The sequence below is a fragment of the Brevibacillus sp. NPDC003359 genome, assembly GCF_042878995.1.
Taxonomy (GTDB): Bacteria; Bacillota; Bacilli; order Brevibacillales; family Brevibacillaceae; genus Brevibacillus.
The window spans coordinates 50,595-69,764 of the sequence record NZ_JBIAOR010000013.1; the positions used below are offsets into that span (position 1 = coordinate 50,595).

The 19,170-nt window shown below is 47.2% G+C and carries 19 protein-coding genes; 17 read left to right on the top strand and 2 right to left on the bottom strand.

Annotated elements, in window-relative coordinates; all coding sequences use genetic code 11:
• Position 1: 1 nt before the first annotated feature.
• The 4 genes from pelG to ACFYU8_RS24195 are packed head-to-tail and all read left to right on the top strand — an operon-like array spanning position 2 to position 4,575.
• A complete protein-coding gene (gene pelG, locus ACFYU8_RS24180) occupies positions 2-1,402 on the top strand; it encodes an exopolysaccharide Pel transporter PelG (protein ID WP_390304675.1) in 1,401 nt (466 codons plus the stop codon).
• A gap of 18 nt (positions 1,403-1,420) precedes the next feature.
• Positions 1,421-3,142 carry a CotH kinase family protein gene (locus ACFYU8_RS24185; protein ID WP_390304673.1) on the top strand — a complete coding sequence of 574 codons (1,722 nt, stop codon included), beginning with the start codon at positions 1,421-1,423 and terminating at the stop codon, positions 3,140-3,142.
• Positions 3,139-3,873, top strand: a complete 735-nt coding sequence (locus ACFYU8_RS24190) for a polyphosphate polymerase domain-containing protein (RefSeq protein WP_390304671.1) — start codon at positions 3,139-3,141, stop codon at positions 3,871-3,873. Before ACFYU8_RS24185 ends, ACFYU8_RS24190 begins: the two co-directional genes overlap by 4 nt.
• Positions 3,874-3,894: 21 nt before the next feature.
• Complete coding sequence (locus ACFYU8_RS24195; RefSeq protein ID WP_390304669.1) at positions 3,895-4,575, top strand: DUF4956 domain-containing protein; 681 nt, start codon at positions 3,895-3,897, stop codon at positions 4,573-4,575.
• Between the two features lie 82 nt (positions 4,576-4,657).
• Here the strand turns inward: ACFYU8_RS24195 and ACFYU8_RS24200 are convergent, their stop codons facing one another.
• Both ACFYU8_RS24200 and ACFYU8_RS24205 read right to left on the bottom strand, forming a co-directional pair.
• Complete coding sequence (locus tag ACFYU8_RS24200) at positions 4,658-6,043, bottom strand: DUF4832 domain-containing protein (protein ID WP_390304667.1); 1,386 nt, start codon at positions 6,041-6,043, stop codon at positions 4,658-4,660.
• A gap of 27 nt (positions 6,044-6,070) precedes the next feature.
• Positions 6,071-7,228, bottom strand: coding sequence for a response regulator (locus ACFYU8_RS24205; protein WP_390304664.1), 1,158 nt, complete (start codon positions 7,226-7,228; stop codon positions 6,071-6,073).
• 344 nt (positions 7,229-7,572) lie between these two features.
• On the opposite strand from ACFYU8_RS24205, the gene ACFYU8_RS24210 reads away from it, so the two are divergent.
• The 13 genes from ACFYU8_RS24210 to ACFYU8_RS24270 all read left to right on the top strand — a co-directional run bounded on the left by ACFYU8_RS24210 (position 7,573) and on the right by ACFYU8_RS24270 (position 19,156).
• Entirely contained in the window at positions 7,573-8,028 is a 456-nt protein-coding gene (locus tag ACFYU8_RS24210) for a prepilin peptidase (protein ID WP_390304662.1), read from the top strand.
• A 96-nt stretch (positions 8,029-8,124) separates the two neighbouring features.
• On the top strand, positions 8,125-8,943 hold the full coding sequence (locus ACFYU8_RS24215; RefSeq protein ID WP_390304659.1) for a CpaB family protein: 819 nt from the start codon (positions 8,125-8,127) through the stop codon (positions 8,941-8,943).
• A 3-nt stretch (positions 8,944-8,946) separates the two neighbouring features.
• Positions 8,947-10,104, top strand: a complete 1,158-nt coding sequence (locus ACFYU8_RS24220; RefSeq protein WP_390304656.1) for a CpaE/TadZ family protein — start codon at positions 8,947-8,949, stop codon at positions 10,102-10,104.
• Positions 10,105-10,132: 28 nt separating this feature from the next.
• Positions 10,133-11,521 carry a TadA family conjugal transfer-associated ATPase gene (locus ACFYU8_RS24225; RefSeq protein WP_390304653.1) on the top strand — a complete coding sequence of 463 codons (1,389 nt, stop codon included), beginning with the start codon at positions 10,133-10,135 and terminating at the stop codon, positions 11,519-11,521.
• A complete protein-coding gene (locus tag ACFYU8_RS24230) occupies positions 11,499-12,425 on the top strand; it encodes a type II secretion system F family protein (RefSeq protein ID WP_390304650.1) in 927 nt (308 codons plus the stop codon). Before ACFYU8_RS24225 ends, ACFYU8_RS24230 begins: the two co-directional genes overlap by 23 nt.
• A gap of 4 nt (positions 12,426-12,429) precedes the next feature.
• On the top strand, positions 12,430-13,365 hold the full coding sequence (locus tag ACFYU8_RS24235) for a type II secretion system F family protein (protein WP_390304648.1): 936 nt from the start codon (positions 12,430-12,432) through the stop codon (positions 13,363-13,365).
• Between the two features lie 101 nt (positions 13,366-13,466).
• Positions 13,467-13,679, top strand: a complete 213-nt coding sequence (locus ACFYU8_RS24240; protein ID WP_390304646.1) for a hypothetical protein — start codon at positions 13,467-13,469, stop codon at positions 13,677-13,679.
• A gap of 128 nt (positions 13,680-13,807) precedes the next feature.
• A complete protein-coding gene (locus ACFYU8_RS24245; RefSeq protein ID WP_390304644.1) occupies positions 13,808-15,253 on the top strand; it encodes a VWA domain-containing protein in 1,446 nt (481 codons plus the stop codon).
• Positions 15,254-15,283: 30 nt separating this feature from the next.
• The gene (locus ACFYU8_RS24250; RefSeq protein WP_390304641.1) at positions 15,284-16,429 is read left to right on the top strand and encodes a hypothetical protein; all 1,146 of its coding nucleotides are present in this window, start codon (positions 15,284-15,286) and stop codon (positions 16,427-16,429) included.
• A 15-nt stretch (positions 16,430-16,444) separates the two neighbouring features.
• Positions 16,445-17,299, top strand: a complete 855-nt coding sequence (locus ACFYU8_RS24255; protein WP_390304639.1) for a hypothetical protein — start codon at positions 16,445-16,447, stop codon at positions 17,297-17,299.
• A 23-nt stretch (positions 17,300-17,322) separates the two neighbouring features.
• Positions 17,323-18,045 (top strand): YciC family protein, encoded by a 723-nt coding sequence (locus ACFYU8_RS24260; protein WP_390304636.1) that lies wholly within the window; start codon positions 17,323-17,325, stop codon positions 18,043-18,045.
• Between the two features lie 34 nt (positions 18,046-18,079).
• On the top strand, positions 18,080-18,481 hold the full coding sequence (locus ACFYU8_RS24265; RefSeq protein WP_390304634.1) for a TadE/TadG family type IV pilus assembly protein: 402 nt from the start codon (positions 18,080-18,082) through the stop codon (positions 18,479-18,481).
• On the top strand, positions 18,482-19,156 hold the full coding sequence (locus ACFYU8_RS24270; protein WP_390304632.1) for a Tad domain-containing protein: 675 nt from the start codon (positions 18,482-18,484) through the stop codon (positions 19,154-19,156).
• Positions 19,157-19,170: the final 14 nt, after the last annotated feature.

Below are 19,170 nucleotides of genomic sequence, written 5' to 3' on the forward strand. Positions count from 1 at the left end.
CATGGCTGGCATTGGCTTTGAACTGAAAAAAATGTTTCGGAATAAAGGGTATTTGTCCAGTGTGAAGGCGTACGCATTTTCATCAGTAGTAACGGTCGGCCCGATGATGCTCTGTATGGTGATGATCACTGTTCTCCAGCAAGTCCTGCTTCAAATGAATGTCAGTTACTTGGAGCGCATGTCTTTTCTAGCAGCGGTCGTGTATGCATTTGTATTTTCTCTATTGATTACATGTGGCTTCTCGATGCTGATTTCCCGCTATATCGCAGACAAGATTTACTTGAGGGAGTATAACGACATCATTGCCTCTTTGTACGGAGTCATCGCTATTTGCCTGGGGTTGGGAGGAATCCTCGGAGTCGGTTTTTACTGGTTGGCACCACTGCCGTCGTCCTTTAAGCTTGTCGCCTATTTGCTTTTTGTAGAGCTGATTGTTGTATGGTTGCAATCTGCCTATTTGTCGGCCTTAAAGGATTACATGCGCATTATCAGAGGGTATGTAGCGGCTGTTGTCGTAACGCTTTTGGTTGCGTTTCTTTTGTTGAATCTGACTGAATGGGAAAAAGGCTTCTCCGTGCTGATATCTATGAATCTTGGCTTTTTTACCATGATCGTTCTGTCCATGATTCATCTGGAAAGCTATTTTCCGAAACGGGAGAGAAACTACTTTGATTTCTTGAAGTACGTGAAAAAATACCCGAGCCTGTTGCTGGTTGGACTCTTTTGTTCTCTCGGTTTCTATGTCCATCATTTCATTTACTGGCTAGCAAGTCCTCTACAGGAGGTTGTTGCAGATACTTACGTGATTGCGCCTTTTTATGATGTGCCTGCGTTTTATGCCTCCTTGAGCATACTGCCAACGATGGTCATGTTTGTGGTATCGGTGGAGACCGCTTTTTACGAAAAGTATCGAACGTATTACGGAACGATACTGGGAACAGGCTCCGTGCAAGATATCAAACGGGCAAAAACAGATATGGTGCAAACCTTGATGCAAGAGCTCAGCTTCATGATGGAGGTTCAGTTGTTCTTTTCGTTCATGGCACTGGCGCTGGGAATTACGTTGCTCCCGCACATCGGTTTTTCGTCCGAGCAGATTGAACGATTCAACATCCTGGTGATCGCGGGATACTTGTATGCCGTCATGTTTGTGATTGTCCTGTTACTGCTCTATTTTGACGATCGCAAGGGAGCGCTTGGAGTGGCGACACTGTTTCTGATCAGTACGATTGCGATCACTATCGGAATGCTTCCTTTAGAAAATTACGGCTTCGCTTTTTTTGTAGCTGCTTTTCTTTCGCTTTCTGCTGGCCTCGGGAGGTTGGTTTATTTCCTGAAAAATATAGATTATTACACTTACTGCCTGCAGCCGCTCTTTATCAAAGAAAACAGAATGAAATAGATGATGGGAGGAGTCAGGTTGAAGAAAAAGAGATTCGTACTGAGCCTGCTCGCACTAGGAGTTGCCTTGACTGGTTGTACGCAGGTTTCGCCTGAAGTATCAACAACAGAAAAGCCAGCAGCAACGAGCCAGGTGCAGCAAACGAAGCCGGTAAGCGAAGGACTCGTTGACAATCGGAGTGTTTATGAGCAGGATGTCGACGGGAGTCTCGTCTATTTATATGTGACCGTAGTCAATGAAGAGAACGAGGAGCTGAAAACGACAACCTTGAAGGAAATCAATCAGTCTCCGAATGGCATGAATGAAAAGGGAGAGGACCTCAAAGCCAAGGTCATCATGCAAGAAGGAACCGCGGAAGGTCCTGCCCAAGGATTATTTGGGTACGGGGAAACGAGGGCAAACGGATCGATTGAACTGCGTGGGGAGTCGAGCCGAAAATCTGAACAAAAGTCTTACAAAATACGTTTGTATGACAAGGCTGGATACTGGCGAGACCAGCGAAACATCAACCTGAACAAGCACAAATCTGATTTGACTCGGGTTCGCCAAAAGCTGAGCTTTGATTATTTCGAACAGATTCCTCATATGACCAGCCTGCGGACGCAGTTCGTTAATTTGCGTATCAAGGATTTGACTGGAAAAAATCCTAACAAGAACTTTGTGGATTATGGTTTGTTCACACAGATTGAACAACCGAACAAAACATTTTTACAGTCTCATGGATTGGACAGAAACGGGAATTTATACAAGGCGATTAGCTTTGAATTCCATCGTTATGAGGATATTATCAAGCTGGCAACCGACCCTGATTATGACAAAAAAGCGTTTGAAAGCCTGTTGGAGATAAAGGGAAGTGAGGATCATGAAAAGCTCATTTCTATGCTGGATGATCTCCACAATCCTGCAATCAAGACGAAAGACTTTTTGGACAAGCATTTTGATCGGGACAACTATTACACCTGGCTTGCTTCCAACATTTTGTTTGGAAATGCGGACAATGCCGTACACAACTTTTATTTATACAGTCCTTCTAACTCGACGAAGTGGTATTTCCTGCCTTGGGATTACGACGGGTCGTGGGGGAAATATGAAGGAAGGCTCGAACGGGAACCTGAAAAAGCGATTGCAGACTGGCAATTTGGTTTTTCAACCTACTGGGTTTCCAAGCTATTCAATCGCGTATTTAAAGATCCTGATAACGTAAAAGCATTGAACGAAAAGGTCGAGGAAGTAAGTAAAATCGTTACGAAGGAGCAAACGGAGAAGTATGTGCAGAATTATTATCCGATTGCCAGCAAATACGTGATGGAAAAGCCTGATTTATATAATTTGCCGGAAGATGTGTCACTTTTTGAGGTGGAGTTTGCCGCTATTTCCCTTCAGCCTGAGCAAAACAAGAAACGGTATTTTGAGCGTCTAGAAAAACCAATGCCATTTTTTATGAGTGAACCACGAAAAGAAGGGGACATGCTCGTATTTTCTTGGGAGCATTCGTATGACCTGCAAGGGGACGATTTGACCTACGAGTTTGCAGTCAGCTACGATCCTTCTTTCACCAAGAAACATACTGAGGTCAAGGGGCTGACAGGGGTGGAATACAAGATGAAAGCCCCCGGAAAAGGCCGATTCTTTTGGCGAGTGATGGTACGGGATAGTAAGGGGAACACACAGATCTCTTTTGACAAGGTAGAGCCAGAAGACGCGATCTATCACGGGGTGAAGGAGTTTGTTTTGAAATGAAAGGGATCGAGATAACAGGTATCCAGATCGGAAACAAGCGATTGCGCCATGAACTCAAGTATTATCTTCGACTGAGCGAGTATGAGCCGTTGCGTAAAAAGCTGCAGTTGATTACGACACTCGATCATCATTCTGTAGATGAAAAGGGGTACCATATTCGCAGCTTGTATTTCGACGATATCCACGACACGGCTCTGCAAGTAAAAAACTATGGCGTTTTCCAACGGAAGAAGTACCGTATTCGCGTTTACAACAAAAGCGACGCTGTTATCAAAATGGAGCGCAAGAGCAAGTTCGGTGGGTACATTTGCAAGGAAGGTGCGTCGATTACGAGGGACGAATACGAGAGGATTTTGGTTGGAGAGGTTGAGTTTCTACAAGAGACAGAAAATAGTTTACTTCGAGACTTCTACTTGTCCTGCAAAAATCATCTCTTTCGCCCGCGTGTCATTACGGATTATGTGCGCGAGGCGTATCTCATGAGGGAAGGGAATGTCAGGATTACGTTTGACAAGCAATTGAAGGCCAACGTCAACTCACTTGATATATTCGATAAAGACATCATGATGGTACATGCAATTCATCAGCCGATGATGATCATGGAAGTAAAATACGATCAATTTTTGCCATTCAGTATCAGACATTTGCTTCAAAAGCTCAGCAATCAGCGATCGGCTATCTCTAAGTATGTCATTTGCAGAGAGGAGACCAAAAAATACTATAATCTTTAGCGTGAGGAGAAGTCTGGATCTATGGAAAATACAATTAATTTTCAAGATATTATCAAAAAAAGCGTGTTGCGGATGGACCAATTCGCCAGCATTTCGTTAATTGATACCGCGATTGGCCTGCTGTTGTCAGGGCTGCTTGGTCTGTTTATCTACTTTGTGTACAAAAAAACGTTTCGCGGTGTCGTCTACACCCACACGTTTAACATCACATTGGTGGCAATGGCCATGCTTACCTGCCTGATCATCATGACGATCAGTACGAACATCGTCCTGTCTTTAGGGATGGTCGGTGCGTTGAGCATTGTGAGGTTTCGGACCGCGATCAAAGATCCACTGGACATTGTGTTTATGTTTTGGTCGATTTCGGTGGGGATTGCCACAGGGGCAGGTGTTTACCCTTTATCTATTTTAGGCTCCCTTGTAGTGGCAGTAACCATTTTCGTCCTATCGAAAAGACAAATGAGGGATATCGCGTATTTGTTCATTATTAACTACCACGATCAAGCCAACGATGGGGTCAAATACCAGTTAAACAAGTTGAAGTACACGTTGAAATCAAAGACAGTCAGCAAAGAAATGGTCGAATTGATTGTAGAAGTAAAAATAAAGGGGGATAATACAGCATTTGTTCAAGACATGTCAGAGGTAGAAGGTGTGAAAAACGTATCGCTGGTCAGCTACGATGGCGACTACGCTCCATAAACAAGATGCTCTCGAAATAGTGCGAAAGAGCCCTTTCCGACACCTGTAACGGTTGTCTGAAAAGGGCTCTTTGCTATGACAGTTATTCATGTACTTGTACACTTCCCAACGTGTACCGGCCGTCGTCTCTTTTGCCTTCCATAGCAAACTCAATGCCTGGCTTACCAGAATACGGGTCTAAAATCGCAACAGCAAGGGTGTAGTCGCCTTCTGGGACATCGCCTGGAATCTTTAAGACTTGCTTCACGTATTTTTTGCCCGGGAGCCATTTTCGGATGTCCTCATCTGTTTGTGTTTGTGCCACGATGTTTCCGTCTTCATCTGCAAGAGACAGTTCGAGAATCCAAGGAAAGTAAAAAGGAGCTACACCTTGGTTTTGCCAATCCATGCTTACAGAAAGATCGTCTCCTGCTTCAACTGTTTCTCGATGCGTTTCTTTGATAAGGGAGAAACGGTAGCCAATCGTATTTAAAAACCGATCCACATATTTTTGATTCTCGCTGTCTTTTTGGAAACGTCCAGGTGTATTGGGACCCACCCAGCTAATATGTGTCGATTTGGCTTGCGAGATCACTTGGCTAATCAAAGGACGCTTGAAATAGTTGCTTAATGATTCGTCCGGAGAAAACTCTCCCCCGCTTGGCGCATACTTCCAGAAGTCGGGCATTGCTGGCATTTTTTCTTTGGTCAGCCAAGAGACGTAGCCTTCTTGTATCCAAGAAATGTAGCTCTTCGTGTCCTCTTTGTTGCCAAACACGTCATTATATAGGCCCATCCGATACTTGCCCGCGATCGGGTGTGGTCTCCGCATCAGAAGCATGTTATCAGGGAAGTTTTCCAAATACGGCTGCACGTACTGATCGCTGATTTTTAATTGGGGGAAAGGAATAGACGTGTTCGTGTGCCACTCTCCCCAGTGTCCGATGCTGCCGAGCTGTATGAATGCGATTCGTGGGTCGTCCTTATAGCGTTCCCCGAGCGCATTTATTAATTTTCGATGGTACATGATGAGCTCGGGATTACTATAATTGGGGCTGAATCCTTTGCCGTGATCGTTTTCATACCACTCACCGTCACCATCAAGTTCTTCATACAGCCAATCCGGTATCTCCTTGTCCGCTTCTTCATCATCGGGGTCATCTAGTACGAGACGGATAATAAATTTTACGCCTTTCTCTCCCCATTCTTCAAAACGAATGTAATCTTCGACTTCCTCGAAGGCATATTCGCCTTTGGCTGGTTCAAGCATTCTCCAGGTAATATTGGCATGAACAAGGGTGTGCTCTTGCTCAATGCTGTTTGAACGTGAACTTGGAGCCAGTCCCATGTACGGGTTTCGCAGCACATCTTGGGTTGGCTTCGGATAATACGAAACGGTTGCGTAGCTAGAGGCAACGGCAGAAGAAGGCAGAATTGAAAAAGCAGTAAGGAGAATGGCAGTGCACAGGCTGAACAGCTTACTCTTCATGTATGCCTCCTTGTTGAGAGCGATAGCTTAAAGCTGTTTATGTTCAGTCTCTTGTTTCCAGGCGTGATACCATGAGGTGATATGTACATTCACTGCGGAATCGAGCTCCTGCTCCCAGCGGGTGGTCAGAAGCATGTACTGCTCTTCTACAGCCACATGATCGTCCAAGGAAGCGTACAACTGCATCAGGATCATGTAGATGTCCTCTTCAAGCGGGTGCAAATGCTGAATGCGCTGATTGACGTTGATTGCTTTTTGTACTCTACCATGGCCCAAATAGAAGCTGCTCATTGTTTTCGCGAGCTGCAGCCACATTCTGCGGAGTCTTTCCCGCTCATACTCAGCCCACAAATAGTCGTAATCTCCGAAGTAATCCCCTGTGTACGTAACCAGCACTTGTTCATACTCCTCCATACTAGAAAGAGAGAGCGGAGGCAATTGTCGCAACCGATTTTCCCATTCTTCCACATCGATCTCGGCTGAATCGATAGTCAGCTTATAGCCGCCTTCTAAATTGCCCTTGTTGATAGATATCGTTTGGAGACCATATCGTTTCAAGGTTTGCCGGATGAGGTAGATCGTCGTATATAGCTGGGTTACGCCTTTGCTTCCATCATAATCCGGCCACAAAAGCTCGATAAGCGAATCTTTGTCGATCATCTTGTTGCGGTGATGCAATAAATACGCAAACAGCTCGCGGGCTTTGTTCGTGCGCCACTTGATCTCTTGCGGCTCCTGATTCGGTTGGTGAAACAAAATACTATTGAAGCATTGGATGGAAACGACTGATTCTTCTTTAACAGGCGCGGCTTCTTGCGCGGACTTGATTCTCTCGCGCAGACGGTTCATTGTCTTTTGCAAGCGTTGGAGTTGTACGGGCTTCATGATGTAATCCAGCGCGCACAGCTCAAAAGCATCAACGGCGTACTTATCGTACCCTGTGACAAAAACGATCTCCGGGGAGTTATCGATTCCTTGCAGACGTTCTCCGATCTCCAGACCACTGATGCGCGGCATATTAATATCTAAAAATACGACATCTGGTTGAAGGGATATTGCTTGGTCGATCGCTTCGAGAGGATTGGTGTAGGCACCGACTACCTTAACGCCGCCAACATCTTTTTCCAGCAATCGTTGCAGATGCATCAAGGGTAGTTGCTCGTCGTCTACCAATAAGGCTCTCATCCACTGTCTCTCCTTCAAAAAACGATAAAATGCAACAGATTGTCTTGCGAATCTAATTTTTCCATACTCTCTACTCTATCATCAATAGAGAGGTTATCCAAACCTTTACGGTGGAAGGAAATGTGAATTTTTTAACAAGTAAGGGATTTCAGAAGTGTAGTTCTGGACTTCAGCAGGATTAGGCAAGAGAAGGAAAAATGTCCCGTGCGAAAATCTAGAGAACTAGGAAGTGAAAGCGTTTTTACAAATAATTATCCAAAAAAATTGGATATTTTTGCAACAATTTTCCCTAATTGACAGTCTGTAATGGTGAAATTTTCCTCAAAAAGCAGGAAGGAGGACATATGGTGTTATCTTGGTATGTCATCATTCCCATTCTTTTCGTAATGGCAGTCGCTATGTATACTGACCTACGCCGTCGTCTTATTTACGACTGGCTGACGCTTCCAGGAATAGTGTATTTTCTCGTTTTGCATGCGTACCTTCATCCAGAAAAGTGGCTAACCTATGCGATGGGCGTTATTGTGCTGGGAGGAATTTCATTGCTCATGGCGGTGATCAGCAACGGTCAGATGGGCGGAGGAGATATTAAGCTGCTTGCTCTAGTTGGAGCAGCGGTTGGATGGCAAGCGGGGTTGGTCGTGATTATGCTTACGTATTTGCTTGCGGGAGTTAGTGTGCTTCCCATGTGGGCCATCGCCAAAATGACAGGCAGGATGAAGCTCGGGCAAGAGATCCCGTTGGCGCCATTTGTCGCGGGTGGGACCAGTCTCATGCTGGTCATGGTCATGTATTACTAGTGCTTTTCTCGTAAGTTTTTTTATTCGAAATCTTGGTAAGAAAACGACAAAGTATGAACATGAATGGATTTTTCGAAAAAGAGAGGGAATCTTCAGATGTTGGAATCAAAACGTAGGGCAATCATTTTCCTTGTACTATCGTTCCTACTTGCTGCACTTGCGGGCTTTCTATTTCTGCAAAAAATCAAGGATTTGAACGCGCAACTGGGTGAAATGGTGGAAATATACGAAGCAAATGCAGATATTCCATCTCGGGCACTGATACAACCCGACCAATTGACGGTAAGGGAAATCCCTAAAAAGTATGCGGATGATTCGTATGTTATCGATAAAGGCAGTTTGAAAAATCAAGTCACGATCGTTCCCCTGTCAAAGGGAGACATTATCACGAAAAACATCATGAAGCCAGCCAATGTCGTACGGGACCAGAACAACAGGCTCGTGACGGTGTTTTCATCGAGTAATGTCGTCTTCGATCAGGAGCTGGAGGCGCTAGACCGGGTGGACATCATCATTTCGCATGAGGAGAACGGGAAGCCCGTGACGGAAGTGTTCATGAAAGACGTGCCAGTTGCCATGGTGGCAAAATCGGAGAACAGCTTCAAAGGGGTAGCTCTCGAGCTGCCGTTCGAGGAAGCGCCGAAATTCATTCACCAGCAGCATTACGCCCAGATGGTTCGTATTTTGAAAGCAAATGTGGGCAAAGGAGACTTGGGTATTCCCGATCCGTTTGTGGAGACCAAGCCGGAACAGACAAAACCGCCTGGCAAACCTGCTGAAGCGAAGCCTGCGACACCGCCAGCGGCAAGGCAACCGGCAGTACAGACACCACCGGCAGTTCCGGTCCAGCCACCAGCGAAACCAACTTCGGTACCACCGCAGCCAACTAATCAACCACCGAAGACCGGAGGGTAAGTCATGAACAAAGAGATGAAGATTCTCGTCGTAGCGGATTACGACTCTGTAAAAGACATGCTGAGAGATATTTTGACTCCGTATGAGCAAGTACGCTACACGACTTCCATTGAAGTGAAAAAAGAAATTGACCGGATTGGACCCGATGTCGTTTTGCTTGTGCAGCCGGAAGACGGAGCAGGAGTAGAGCTGGTGCAGTACATACAAGGTGAGCTCCCGGAGGGCATACTCATTTACCTCACGGAAAGACAGGATTTTGTTCTGCTGCGAGATGTTGTCCGTGCGGGTGCCGTGGAATACATCGTGATGCCTGATGAGCTCAACCTGTTGTCTGACCGTCTCGACAAAATATCAGATTTGTCCCAGATCAAACAGAGAAAAAAGGGCACGGATGCATCTGGCAAAGCTTTCGTGCGTGGTCGGGGAAAGGTGTACTCCTTTTACAGTGGAAAAGGGGGAAGTGGACGCACACAACTGGCAACGGGCTTTGCGCAAGCGTTGAAGCTGGAATCTACGGCCAGTGTGCTACTCATCGATCTCAATCTCCAATACGGTGGAATAGAAACCTTCTTGTCTTTTGACAACAACCGTACGTTGGGCGATCTCATGCCGGTTATGGACGAAATCAACGAATTTCATATTCGCAATGTGGCCCAAAGGGAGAACCATTCCAAGCTGGAGGTGCTGGTCAGCCCGCGTGATGCCGAGACAGCGGAGAATATGTCCGAGGCATTTGTCACCAGATTAATCCGCGCTAGCCGCCGCAGTTATGACTTTGTGATTATCGACCTGCCAACGCATATGAACGAGCTTACTTTTGCCGCTTTGTCAGAGTCTGACATGATTTATTACGTGATAAATCTGGACACACCGTCCGTTCAAATTTACCAACTCGTGGAAGACTTGTTCAGACGTCTGCGAATTGATACCGCAGGCAGGCTCGAAGTGGTCGTCAACCAGGTGGGAAGGGATAACGAACTGAATGTGTCTGATTTGAAAGGGTTATTCAACGCACCAATTACCGCTGAAATCAGCAGAGATCATCAAGGAGTGCAAGCGGCTGTCAATCAAGGTCGACCGTTGCAAAAGGAAGCGAATGAGAAGAAGCTCTCGCCTGCTGCGAAAGACATCCGAAAATGGGTACTCAAGAAACTGTCATAAAGAGCAAGTTCAAAAAGGTGGGAGTTAGATGGCTTTATTCCGACGAAAGCAAGAGCAGACAGCGCCAGGGGATGAGGCAAAGCAGACGACACTCACTGCCACATTAGCAGCTCCTTCCTTCAATCCGTACATCGACGAGCTGGCTGAGCACTACAAGACCCGACTCTTACGGGAGACCAATTTGGAGAGATTGACCAGTCTTCGTTCAGATGAAATGCGTCTCGCAATCGAACGTCTCGTCTCCCAATACATGTCGGAAGAGAAAGTAGTCATTCCGCGAAATGAAAAGGACGTTCTGCTGACTCGTCTGATCAATGAATCGGTGGGGCTTGGCCCGCTTGAACCGCTGCTCGCCGATCCGGAAATCACGGAGATCTCGATTAACGGACACAACCTGGTATACGTCGAGAAGCGAGGAAGGCTGGAATTAACCGACTTAAAATTTCGTGACGAGGAACATTTACGGCATATCGTGGACAGGATTGTGGCACCGCTTGGCCGACGAATCGATGAGAGCTCGCCGATGGTCGACGCCCGTCTGAAGGATGGGAGCCGCGTAAATGCCGTTATCCCTCCGATCAGTCTCAATGGCACTCTCGTTTCGATCCGTAAATTTCGCAAAGAGCCTTTCTTGATGGATGAGCTGATGCAATTTGGTTCTTTCAGTGAAGCAATGTCTCAGTTTATTCAAGCCGTGGTGGAAGCCAAAATGAACGTGCTGATCTCCGGCGGTACCGGTAGTGGTAAGACGACGCTGCTGAATGCGACAGCAAAAGCTATTCCCCACTATGAACGTGTCATAACCATTGAGGATTCAGCCGAGTTGAAGCTGACTCACCCCAACTGTATTGGGATGGAGGCACGTCCACCCAACATGGAGGGAACAGGGGAAGTCACGATCCGGCAACTCGTGCGAAACTCCCTGCGGATGAGGCCAGACCGAATCATCGTCGGGGAGGTACGGGGTGCAGAGGCATTCGATATGCTGCAGGCAATGAATACCGGACATGAAGGATCGCTTACCACCGTTCACGCCAACTCGCCACAGGATGCCTTTAACCGTTTGGAAGGGATGGTCGTCATGGCTGGGATGGATTTGCCCTCCACGATTGTCCGTGAATATATCGTCAGTGCGCTGGATATCATCGTCCAGGTCACACGTCTGTCTGACGGAACACGTAAAATCGTTTCCATTTCGGAAGTAGTGAAAACCGAAGACAAACGGGTGGAGGTCAACGAGATTTTTCGTTTCCAGCGGAAGGGGATCGGCGCGAAAGGGGAAGTGCTTGGATACTTTACGGCAACCGGGCTAATCCCGCGGTGCTTGGAGAGGCTCCAATTATTTGGAATCAATCTGGATGAATCTTCATTCAGGGCGGAAGGAGGGAAGCAGCGTGACCATGCCTATTCTGTTTAGTCTCGCGGTGTTGTTTGGCATCTGGGGCATCTACGAGTATCTCGGTTATCGGGCCAAGAAGACCGAATGGAAAAAGAAAGCGGAAGAATGGTTCGAGGTAAAAGGAAAACGAAAAAGCGTCGTCATCGTTTGGGGAGACAAATTTGACCAGACGCCCTATGCCAAAGAAATCCAAAAAAAGCTGATCAAAGCGAACTTCCCGCTTGCTCCCTCGGAGTTTTACGGAATTTTGGTCGTAGGTACCATGGGGCTCGCCTTCTTGCTCAGTAACGTCGTGAATATTTCTTTTCCTTTTAACATTATTATCGGTGCAGTGGTGATGTATCTCATACAGAACGTGCTGTTCTTTGTCCGACGCAACAAGTACCAGGAGCGTTTGAATGAACAGCTATCCGAAGTGTGCCGTCTTTTGGCCAACTCGCTGCGAGCCGGTCTTACGCTTTCGCAGGGGATCTCACTGGTAGCCAAGGAAATGAATTATCCCGCTGGAGATGAGTTTAGCCGCATGGCGCGTGAGCTGCAGCTAGGCGTCAGCTTTGACCGGGCGCTCTCTGACATGGAAAAACGAATACCGACGCGAGAATTCCGTATCTTTTCTGCTACGCTCTTGATTCAACGGCGCGCAGGGGGGAATTTGAGCCAGGTGCTGCAAGAAATGGCGGAGACATTGGAGGATCGCCGCATCGTGAATCAGGAAATCAAGACGATGACGGCGGAACAGCGATACGTCTCTATCCTGGTGCCGATCATGCCAATTGCCCTGGTGCTGATGATGAACATGATGAACAAAGGCTTCATTGATCCGCTGTTTTCCGGATTTGGTCTTTTTCTTCTGGGGTTGTTTGTAATCGGAACTCTCTTGTCCTATATCCTCGTAAAGAAAGTGACCAACATAAAGGTGTGAAAACATGGATGCTCTCATAATCACATGCGTGTTCTTGTTTCTGTTGCTGTTTGCGATCTGTCTGAAGGAGTGGTATCGCTACTCCATCGAGAAGCAAAAGCTGCTCGCACATGTCCATGAGATGAGCGGGCACAAAAACTACGGTGTGCGCAAGCAGGAAACCTCCTCCGAGCGTCTGGTCAAACGATTGCTTCGGTATGGAGACGACTATGCTGTCATGGGGCAGCGTATCAACTTTTTCAGTGAGTCGCATGAGGTCGAGGATTGGTTGCTGAAGGCTGGGCGCCCACTAGATTTGACCGTCGCCCAATTCCAAGGAGTCAAAATTTTCATGGCTCTCCTCGGCATTATTGCTGGCACGCTGTTTTTCATACTCCGCTTTCCTTTATCGCATTTAGGCTTGATCGCCTGGCCGTTGGTTGGCTATTTTTTGCCCATCCTTCTTTTGAAGAAAAAAGCGCGCGATCGCCAACATCAGCTGCGCTATGACCTGCCTGAATTTCTTGACACGGTAAGCGTGACTCTCCAGGCGGGGGTGAGTCTCGATCAGGCTTTGCGCGAAGTCATTAAGTTTTTTGATGGGCCGATTCGGGAAGAGTTTTCCCGATTCAATCAAGAGCTGGATCTCGGTGTGCAGAGGGAAAAGGCGTATGAACAATTGCTGCGACGCAACGACAATCCGGAGTTTCAAATGCTGATCAAAGCGCTCATTCAGGGGATGCGCCTGGGGGTGCCGATTGCCGTCACGTTCAAAGCACAGGCGGAAAACATGCGGAGAATCCGCAAAGAGCTGATTAAGGAAAAGGCGGCCAAGGCGTCGCCAAAAGTAACCCTGATCACCACGTTTGTCGTGACTCCTACAGCGATTATCTTGATTGGCGGTTTGATGGTATTGAATATTTTGGAGAACTTCAGTATGTTCTCCGACATCATGCCATGATCCATGGCTTCACTTTTAGGAGGTGATGCCCGTCAGCGAGATGGGAGTGCACAGTTCTTTATTTATTCATCATCCAAATAATGAGGGGGAGTAGATTTTTCATGAAAAGCATGATGTTGAAATGGTATACAAAAGGTCAAGGAGCTCTGGGAAATGAAAGAGGGGCGCAAGCAATTGAGTGGATCGCATTGGCGGGTGTGGTGATCGCTGTGTTTGGAGCGGTGATTACTTACTTTAATGGTAACCCGGCACTCGTTGGAGAATCGATTGGGGATACGCTTAGCAATATCATCAAAAAATTAGACGGAAATTAATCATCCATTGAATGCTTTTTTGTTGATGAGCATATGGAAAAGAGGTGGTGAAGGAATGTTTCTTCACCACCTGAAACATACGACGCTCTTACATAGCAAGTCGAAATCAAGCAGGAGGTAGCACTTTGATGAGACTCGTGAAGGGAATAATTGCAGTGATCCTCCTGTTGAGCCTGTTAACGGCGTGTTCGCAAGAGGCGGACAATCAACCGGAGACTTCCCAGAACACAGAGGGACAAAATCCTTCTGTTCCACCAAGTACGGAAACATCGCCTTCGCAAAGCCAACCGCCAGACCAAACAGGAGAAACAAATATCGAGCTGACGCGAGAAGAAAAAGTAAAAGCGTTAGAGGCAATGGCACAGGAAGGTATTCCGCTAAAGCGGGAAACGACAGAGGACTTCGTCAGTTCACCGCCAGGACGCTTTTCCGGGGTTTCGTATGACAACAACAGGGAAGAAATATTGCCTGAACTTAAGAAGTTCCCAACTGTTGAAAACTCGGATGAAGAGATGGTGAACAAGTACTACCTTGCCTTGTTGGGGTTGTTTGCCCAAAGCTATCCTGATCCGCAACAGATGATTGATGAACTGAAAATGGCCTCATTTGGGAATCCGGACATCGATGATCCGAGGTTCAAGTTCAAGGAAAGCTACAATGTGGAGATTATTCTGGACGCGAGTGGCAGCATGGCGGCAAAATCGGGCGGCAAGACGAGGATGGATGCGGCCAAAGAAGCGATTCAAGCCTTTGCTGAATCATTGCCGGAGCAAGCGAATGTCGCTCTGCGCGTATACGGACACAAGGGCAGCGGGAAAGAGTCGGATAAAGCACTATCTTGCGGCAGCAGTGAACTGGTATACGGGATGCAGTCTTATAACAAAGAAAAACTGCAGCAATCCTTGAATCAGTTCCAACCTACCGGATACACCCCGATTGCCTACTCCTTGCAGGAAGCCAAAAAGGATTTAAGCAAATTGCCTGGAGACAAGAACACGAATATGATCTTCCTCGTTAGTGACGGAATCGAAACATGCGATGGTGACCCAGTGGAAGCTGCCAAACAATTGGCCCAATCAGAGATTACGCCGATTATTAACGTGATTGGATTTGGTGTAGACGGTCCGGGGCAGCAGCAGTTGAAAGACGTCGCGAAGGCAGCAGGAGGCCGCTATGTTCTGATTCAAGATCAGAAGGAGCTGCAGGACGAATTCAATCGTGGGAGAGAAATCGCGAACAAGTGGAAAGAGTGGAAAGCCAATGCATCCCATCAAGCCGTATCCACTCGTAGTTCTCGATCGATCGACATTAGTCACTTCGCTTTGAAATGGAGCCGTATCGCCAAACGGGAAAATCATGAACTAACATCTGCGATCATGACCATGGATGCAAACAGCATGATTTCAGATGAGTTCGCTGATCATCTGCGGAAGTTGAACGATGAGCAGCTGGTGATCGCGCAGAAAAAGGCAGATGAACTGGAGCAATTCCTGGATACCTTGAACGAGAAGTCCTATAAGGAAGCCGTGGATGCGATCAACCAGAAGTTTGCACAACATACGAAATCGAACTAGAGACGAAATCTCCAAAAGGAGGTTTGTGAAGTGAGGAAATGGGTAAGAGGCCCAATGGCAGCGGCTACTTTCGCCTTTCTGATTCTTGTGATGAATCTGTTTCCACTGGTGGGCCTAGCATCTTCCATTCAGTATCAAGGGCTGCAATACGAGGCTCCGAAGTGGGATCAACCGAATCTGGAGCCGCCACAATGGGAGCAGCTTAACCCACAAGCGCCGCAGTGGGAACAAATAAACCCGCAGGCTCCTGATTGGGAAAATTTGAACCCGAAGGCGCCGAACTGGGATCAACCGAATCCACAAGCACCAAATTGGAATTGGACAAATCCGCAGGCACCTGATTTACAGGGACCAAGCGTCAATTACTCGAACCCGCAAGCGCCAAATGCAACCGCACCTGCACCGAATGTACAGATGCCTTCTTCGCAGCAGCCCGGCGTCGATCCTGATAGCTCGAAGCCGATGACGGAGACGCTTGAATACGGTGCAGTCAAATGGACGTTCAAGGACGTCATGGGCGGAACGGTGAAATACAGCGCTGATTTGCTCATGAATGGCGAAATAGACATGGCGGCGGGACTTCGTGGCAAAGCCTTGTTTTTGGGAGATCTGGCGATAAAGGGCCTTGATCTTGCCTTCAAAAATACGCCGTATGTAAACACGGTAACTGGCTTGGGTGTCGATTCACTCGACGGGATGAACGCGTGGGCCAACTATCAGTTTGTGTTGGCACAATTGCCGAATAACAGTTTTCGGGATATCTTCCAAGGCGGTCAGCTCACGAATTCTGCAAATCCATCCGGCGTCAGAATGCCGGGGATAGTGAAAGGCTTAAATGTTGGCGTAGCAGCGATCAGCCTTCCATTTGATATCATGGATACCTTTGGAAGTTTTAGCACTGCATTTGATTCGAGCCAGAGTGAAGCCACGCAAAATGAGAAATTTGTGGATGGCGCCGGTAATTTCGGCAGTGTGCTGATGGATGCAGGAGTCATTGCTTCCGTCATACCGGGTGGGCAGGCGGTAGGTGGTGTGCTTGTTGTCACCGGTGCGGTTTTGTGGGGATTGAGCAAACTTGTGAAGTACGCTGACAAGCTAGCCGGAGGAGCGATTACTCGTGGAATCCGGGATGGGGTCGGAAAAGCGGTTGGCTGGGTGAAATCCTTATTTGCGTAACGGAGGTCCTTTGCTATGAAAGTCGTGAATACACCACAGGTGCAGGCTCAGGTCGAGCGGAATAAGCGTTTTTTAGAGAGGACAGAGCTGTATAATTACCCAGCCTACGTAGATGGAGAATATTACTACCATGTAGCGTACTGGAGATGGGGGAAAAAAGACGCTGTCGGGTACTTGGTGCTGCGACCGGATGGTGAAGTGGTTCGCAGCAAGGAAGCAGAGCCCGTGGTGAAGCTGTTTTTGGTGCATGCACATGCGGGTCGCAAGATTAAAAACAATCTGGCCATTGATATAGAGAAGCCGATTGAAATGTACGAGCAAAAATACGAGTATCTGAAAGCGCTGATGCCTAGCTACCAGGATAAGATGGACGCTGTGATTCGGCAAGATGCAGAGAAGCTTATCGACGTTTGCAAAACCATGATGGAGAGCCGGGAGCAACTAAGGGCCATTTATGATCGAGGGATGGATCTGCTTAATCAATTCTTCGCGCGCAACTACGTCATCGCAGGAGAAGAAACGGCATTACGGGATGTTTTATTTGAATCCGACTACATTTTGTATGATCGCATTCGTAAGCAGGTGCTGATCAAAGACTCGGTGGACCGCCTTTATCAGTTTTTCCAATCCAATCGAGTAGAACTGGATCGGGTACAGGAGCAGAAACGAAAAAAGCTGCACGACTTGCTCTCTGTATACAAAGACAAAACGCTGCGAAACATTGCCGATGAATCCGTGAAAAGCTTTGAGACGCATACGACAGGGAAACATGAATCTTTCCATTCGGTTGCACAGTTGCGGGAAGCCCACGAGAAGCTGAATATGACCATCTTGGAAAACGGGCTGATGGATAAACTGCGAAACCCTTAACAGGAAAGGTGAGAGAAACCCATATGCATCCCTTCAAAGAGAGCATCCGTTTTTACGCGCGAAACATCGAATCTTTGCTGCTCTTGTCCGCCGTGCTCGTGGTTCCATTTTTTATCATCCACAACTTTACGCTGAACTACCTGAATCTGATCGCCGCGATCACGGGAGCCAAATTCGTAGCAAGCTTTTTCAATCTGTTTTTACTTCTTCTGTTTTTGCTGATCCTCCAGATCCCTTTTGCCCAGTATGTCCAAAGTGATCTGGACGGTGATGAGCGTCCGATTCGAAAGGCATTTCGGACTTTTTTTGAACACAGCTTTTCCGTGTTCGTATTTGGGATCGTGTTTAGCTTTCTTGTCTCTACAGGAATGATGTTGTTCATGATACCTGGGTTGATTCTTTTGATCTTGTTCTATTTGACGCCGTTTTTTGTGGTGCTGAAAAAACAATCGGCTTGGCGTTGCTGGCGAGCTGCCATGGAAATGGGCAAAAAGCATTTTGTCCAAATCTTTGGCCTGTTGCTGATGGTGAGCTTGGTGGAATGGCTAATCAGTTTGGCTGGATTGTTCCTCGTCACGTCGATTACGGCGACCTTCGGGGCGGTCATGTTTATTGAGTTGTTGCTCAATGTGATTGTTCTTCCGTTTTTTGCGGTCATGTTCACGATGTACGTGAATAAATGGACAGACGAGGCAGCAGGAGCGGAGGCGGCTATGTCGGGGGAATTACTGCTTGATGAAAGGTAGCTTGCAAATAAGTTCGAGAGGAGATGAGCGAAGAATGCGCCTGAAGAAGATCGTTTCCAATGAAAAGGGCTCGGTCACCGTAGAGTTTATCGCCATACTGCCGTTCGTCTTTCTGATCATGCTGATTTGCTGGCAGTTTCTTGTGGGCGTCTACGGCGTTATCATCTCTCAGTCGGCAGCAAATGAGGCGGCGAAGGTGTACGCTATAACGGGAAACTCGGGAGAAGCGATACAAGCTGCCAAAAACGTGGTGAACGCGGCAGGAGGCTACATTTCCTTCAATGAGGGCGATATCACAGGGGAAGGCAACGGATATTTTACCGCCAAGGTCGGCGTACAGATGGAGCTGGGGTTTCTTCCTGATTGGCTCTATATCAAAAAGGAAGATCGATATATCTCAATTGATCGGGAAATGAAGAGCAGGGTGATGAACTAGATGATACGTATACTGCGTCATTTGCAAAACGAACGTGGAAATATGACGATCTTCACCCTGACGATTTACTGGTTCATGTTCATGCTGGTGTTTGTCGCGCTTTTCAACTTTTCTGGCATTTTTGTAGACAAGGAGCAGGCGTCGAATAGTGCGCAGCAGGCAAGTATTGCGGCGGTGAAAGATATTTATGATGAGATGGAGCGGGCTATTGAAATCTATGATGCGTCACCCGCTCGGAATTATGACTATGATTATCTCTACCTGAAGCAAATAGCCGCTAGGAGTCAGATGAGAGCTGCACATCCGGATTGGTCTCATAGTGAAATGGAATACGGCGTGATTGACTCGGTATTGAGTAGCTCGTTGCCAGGCAATGTTGAGTTGCAGGGATATGTAAGTCTAGGGTTGAGTAACGCGGCCAGCAAAATTCCTGGCGTGGTTGCCAAAGTGCTATCGGATAACCATGCAACGCTCAGCGGTTCGTCCGTCAAATTATTCAACAGTGACAATCGGATTGAAGTAACAACTTCTGTAAAGTACGAATCGGAATCGATGGGGTTTGACTTCATTCCTGCCTATTCTGAGCAAATCTACCAGACAGGGGAAAGCAGACGGATCGGTTTTATTGATGAGGTGAACAACTGGTTTTACATCAATATCCCTATTCTTGGATGATGATTGTTGGAGGA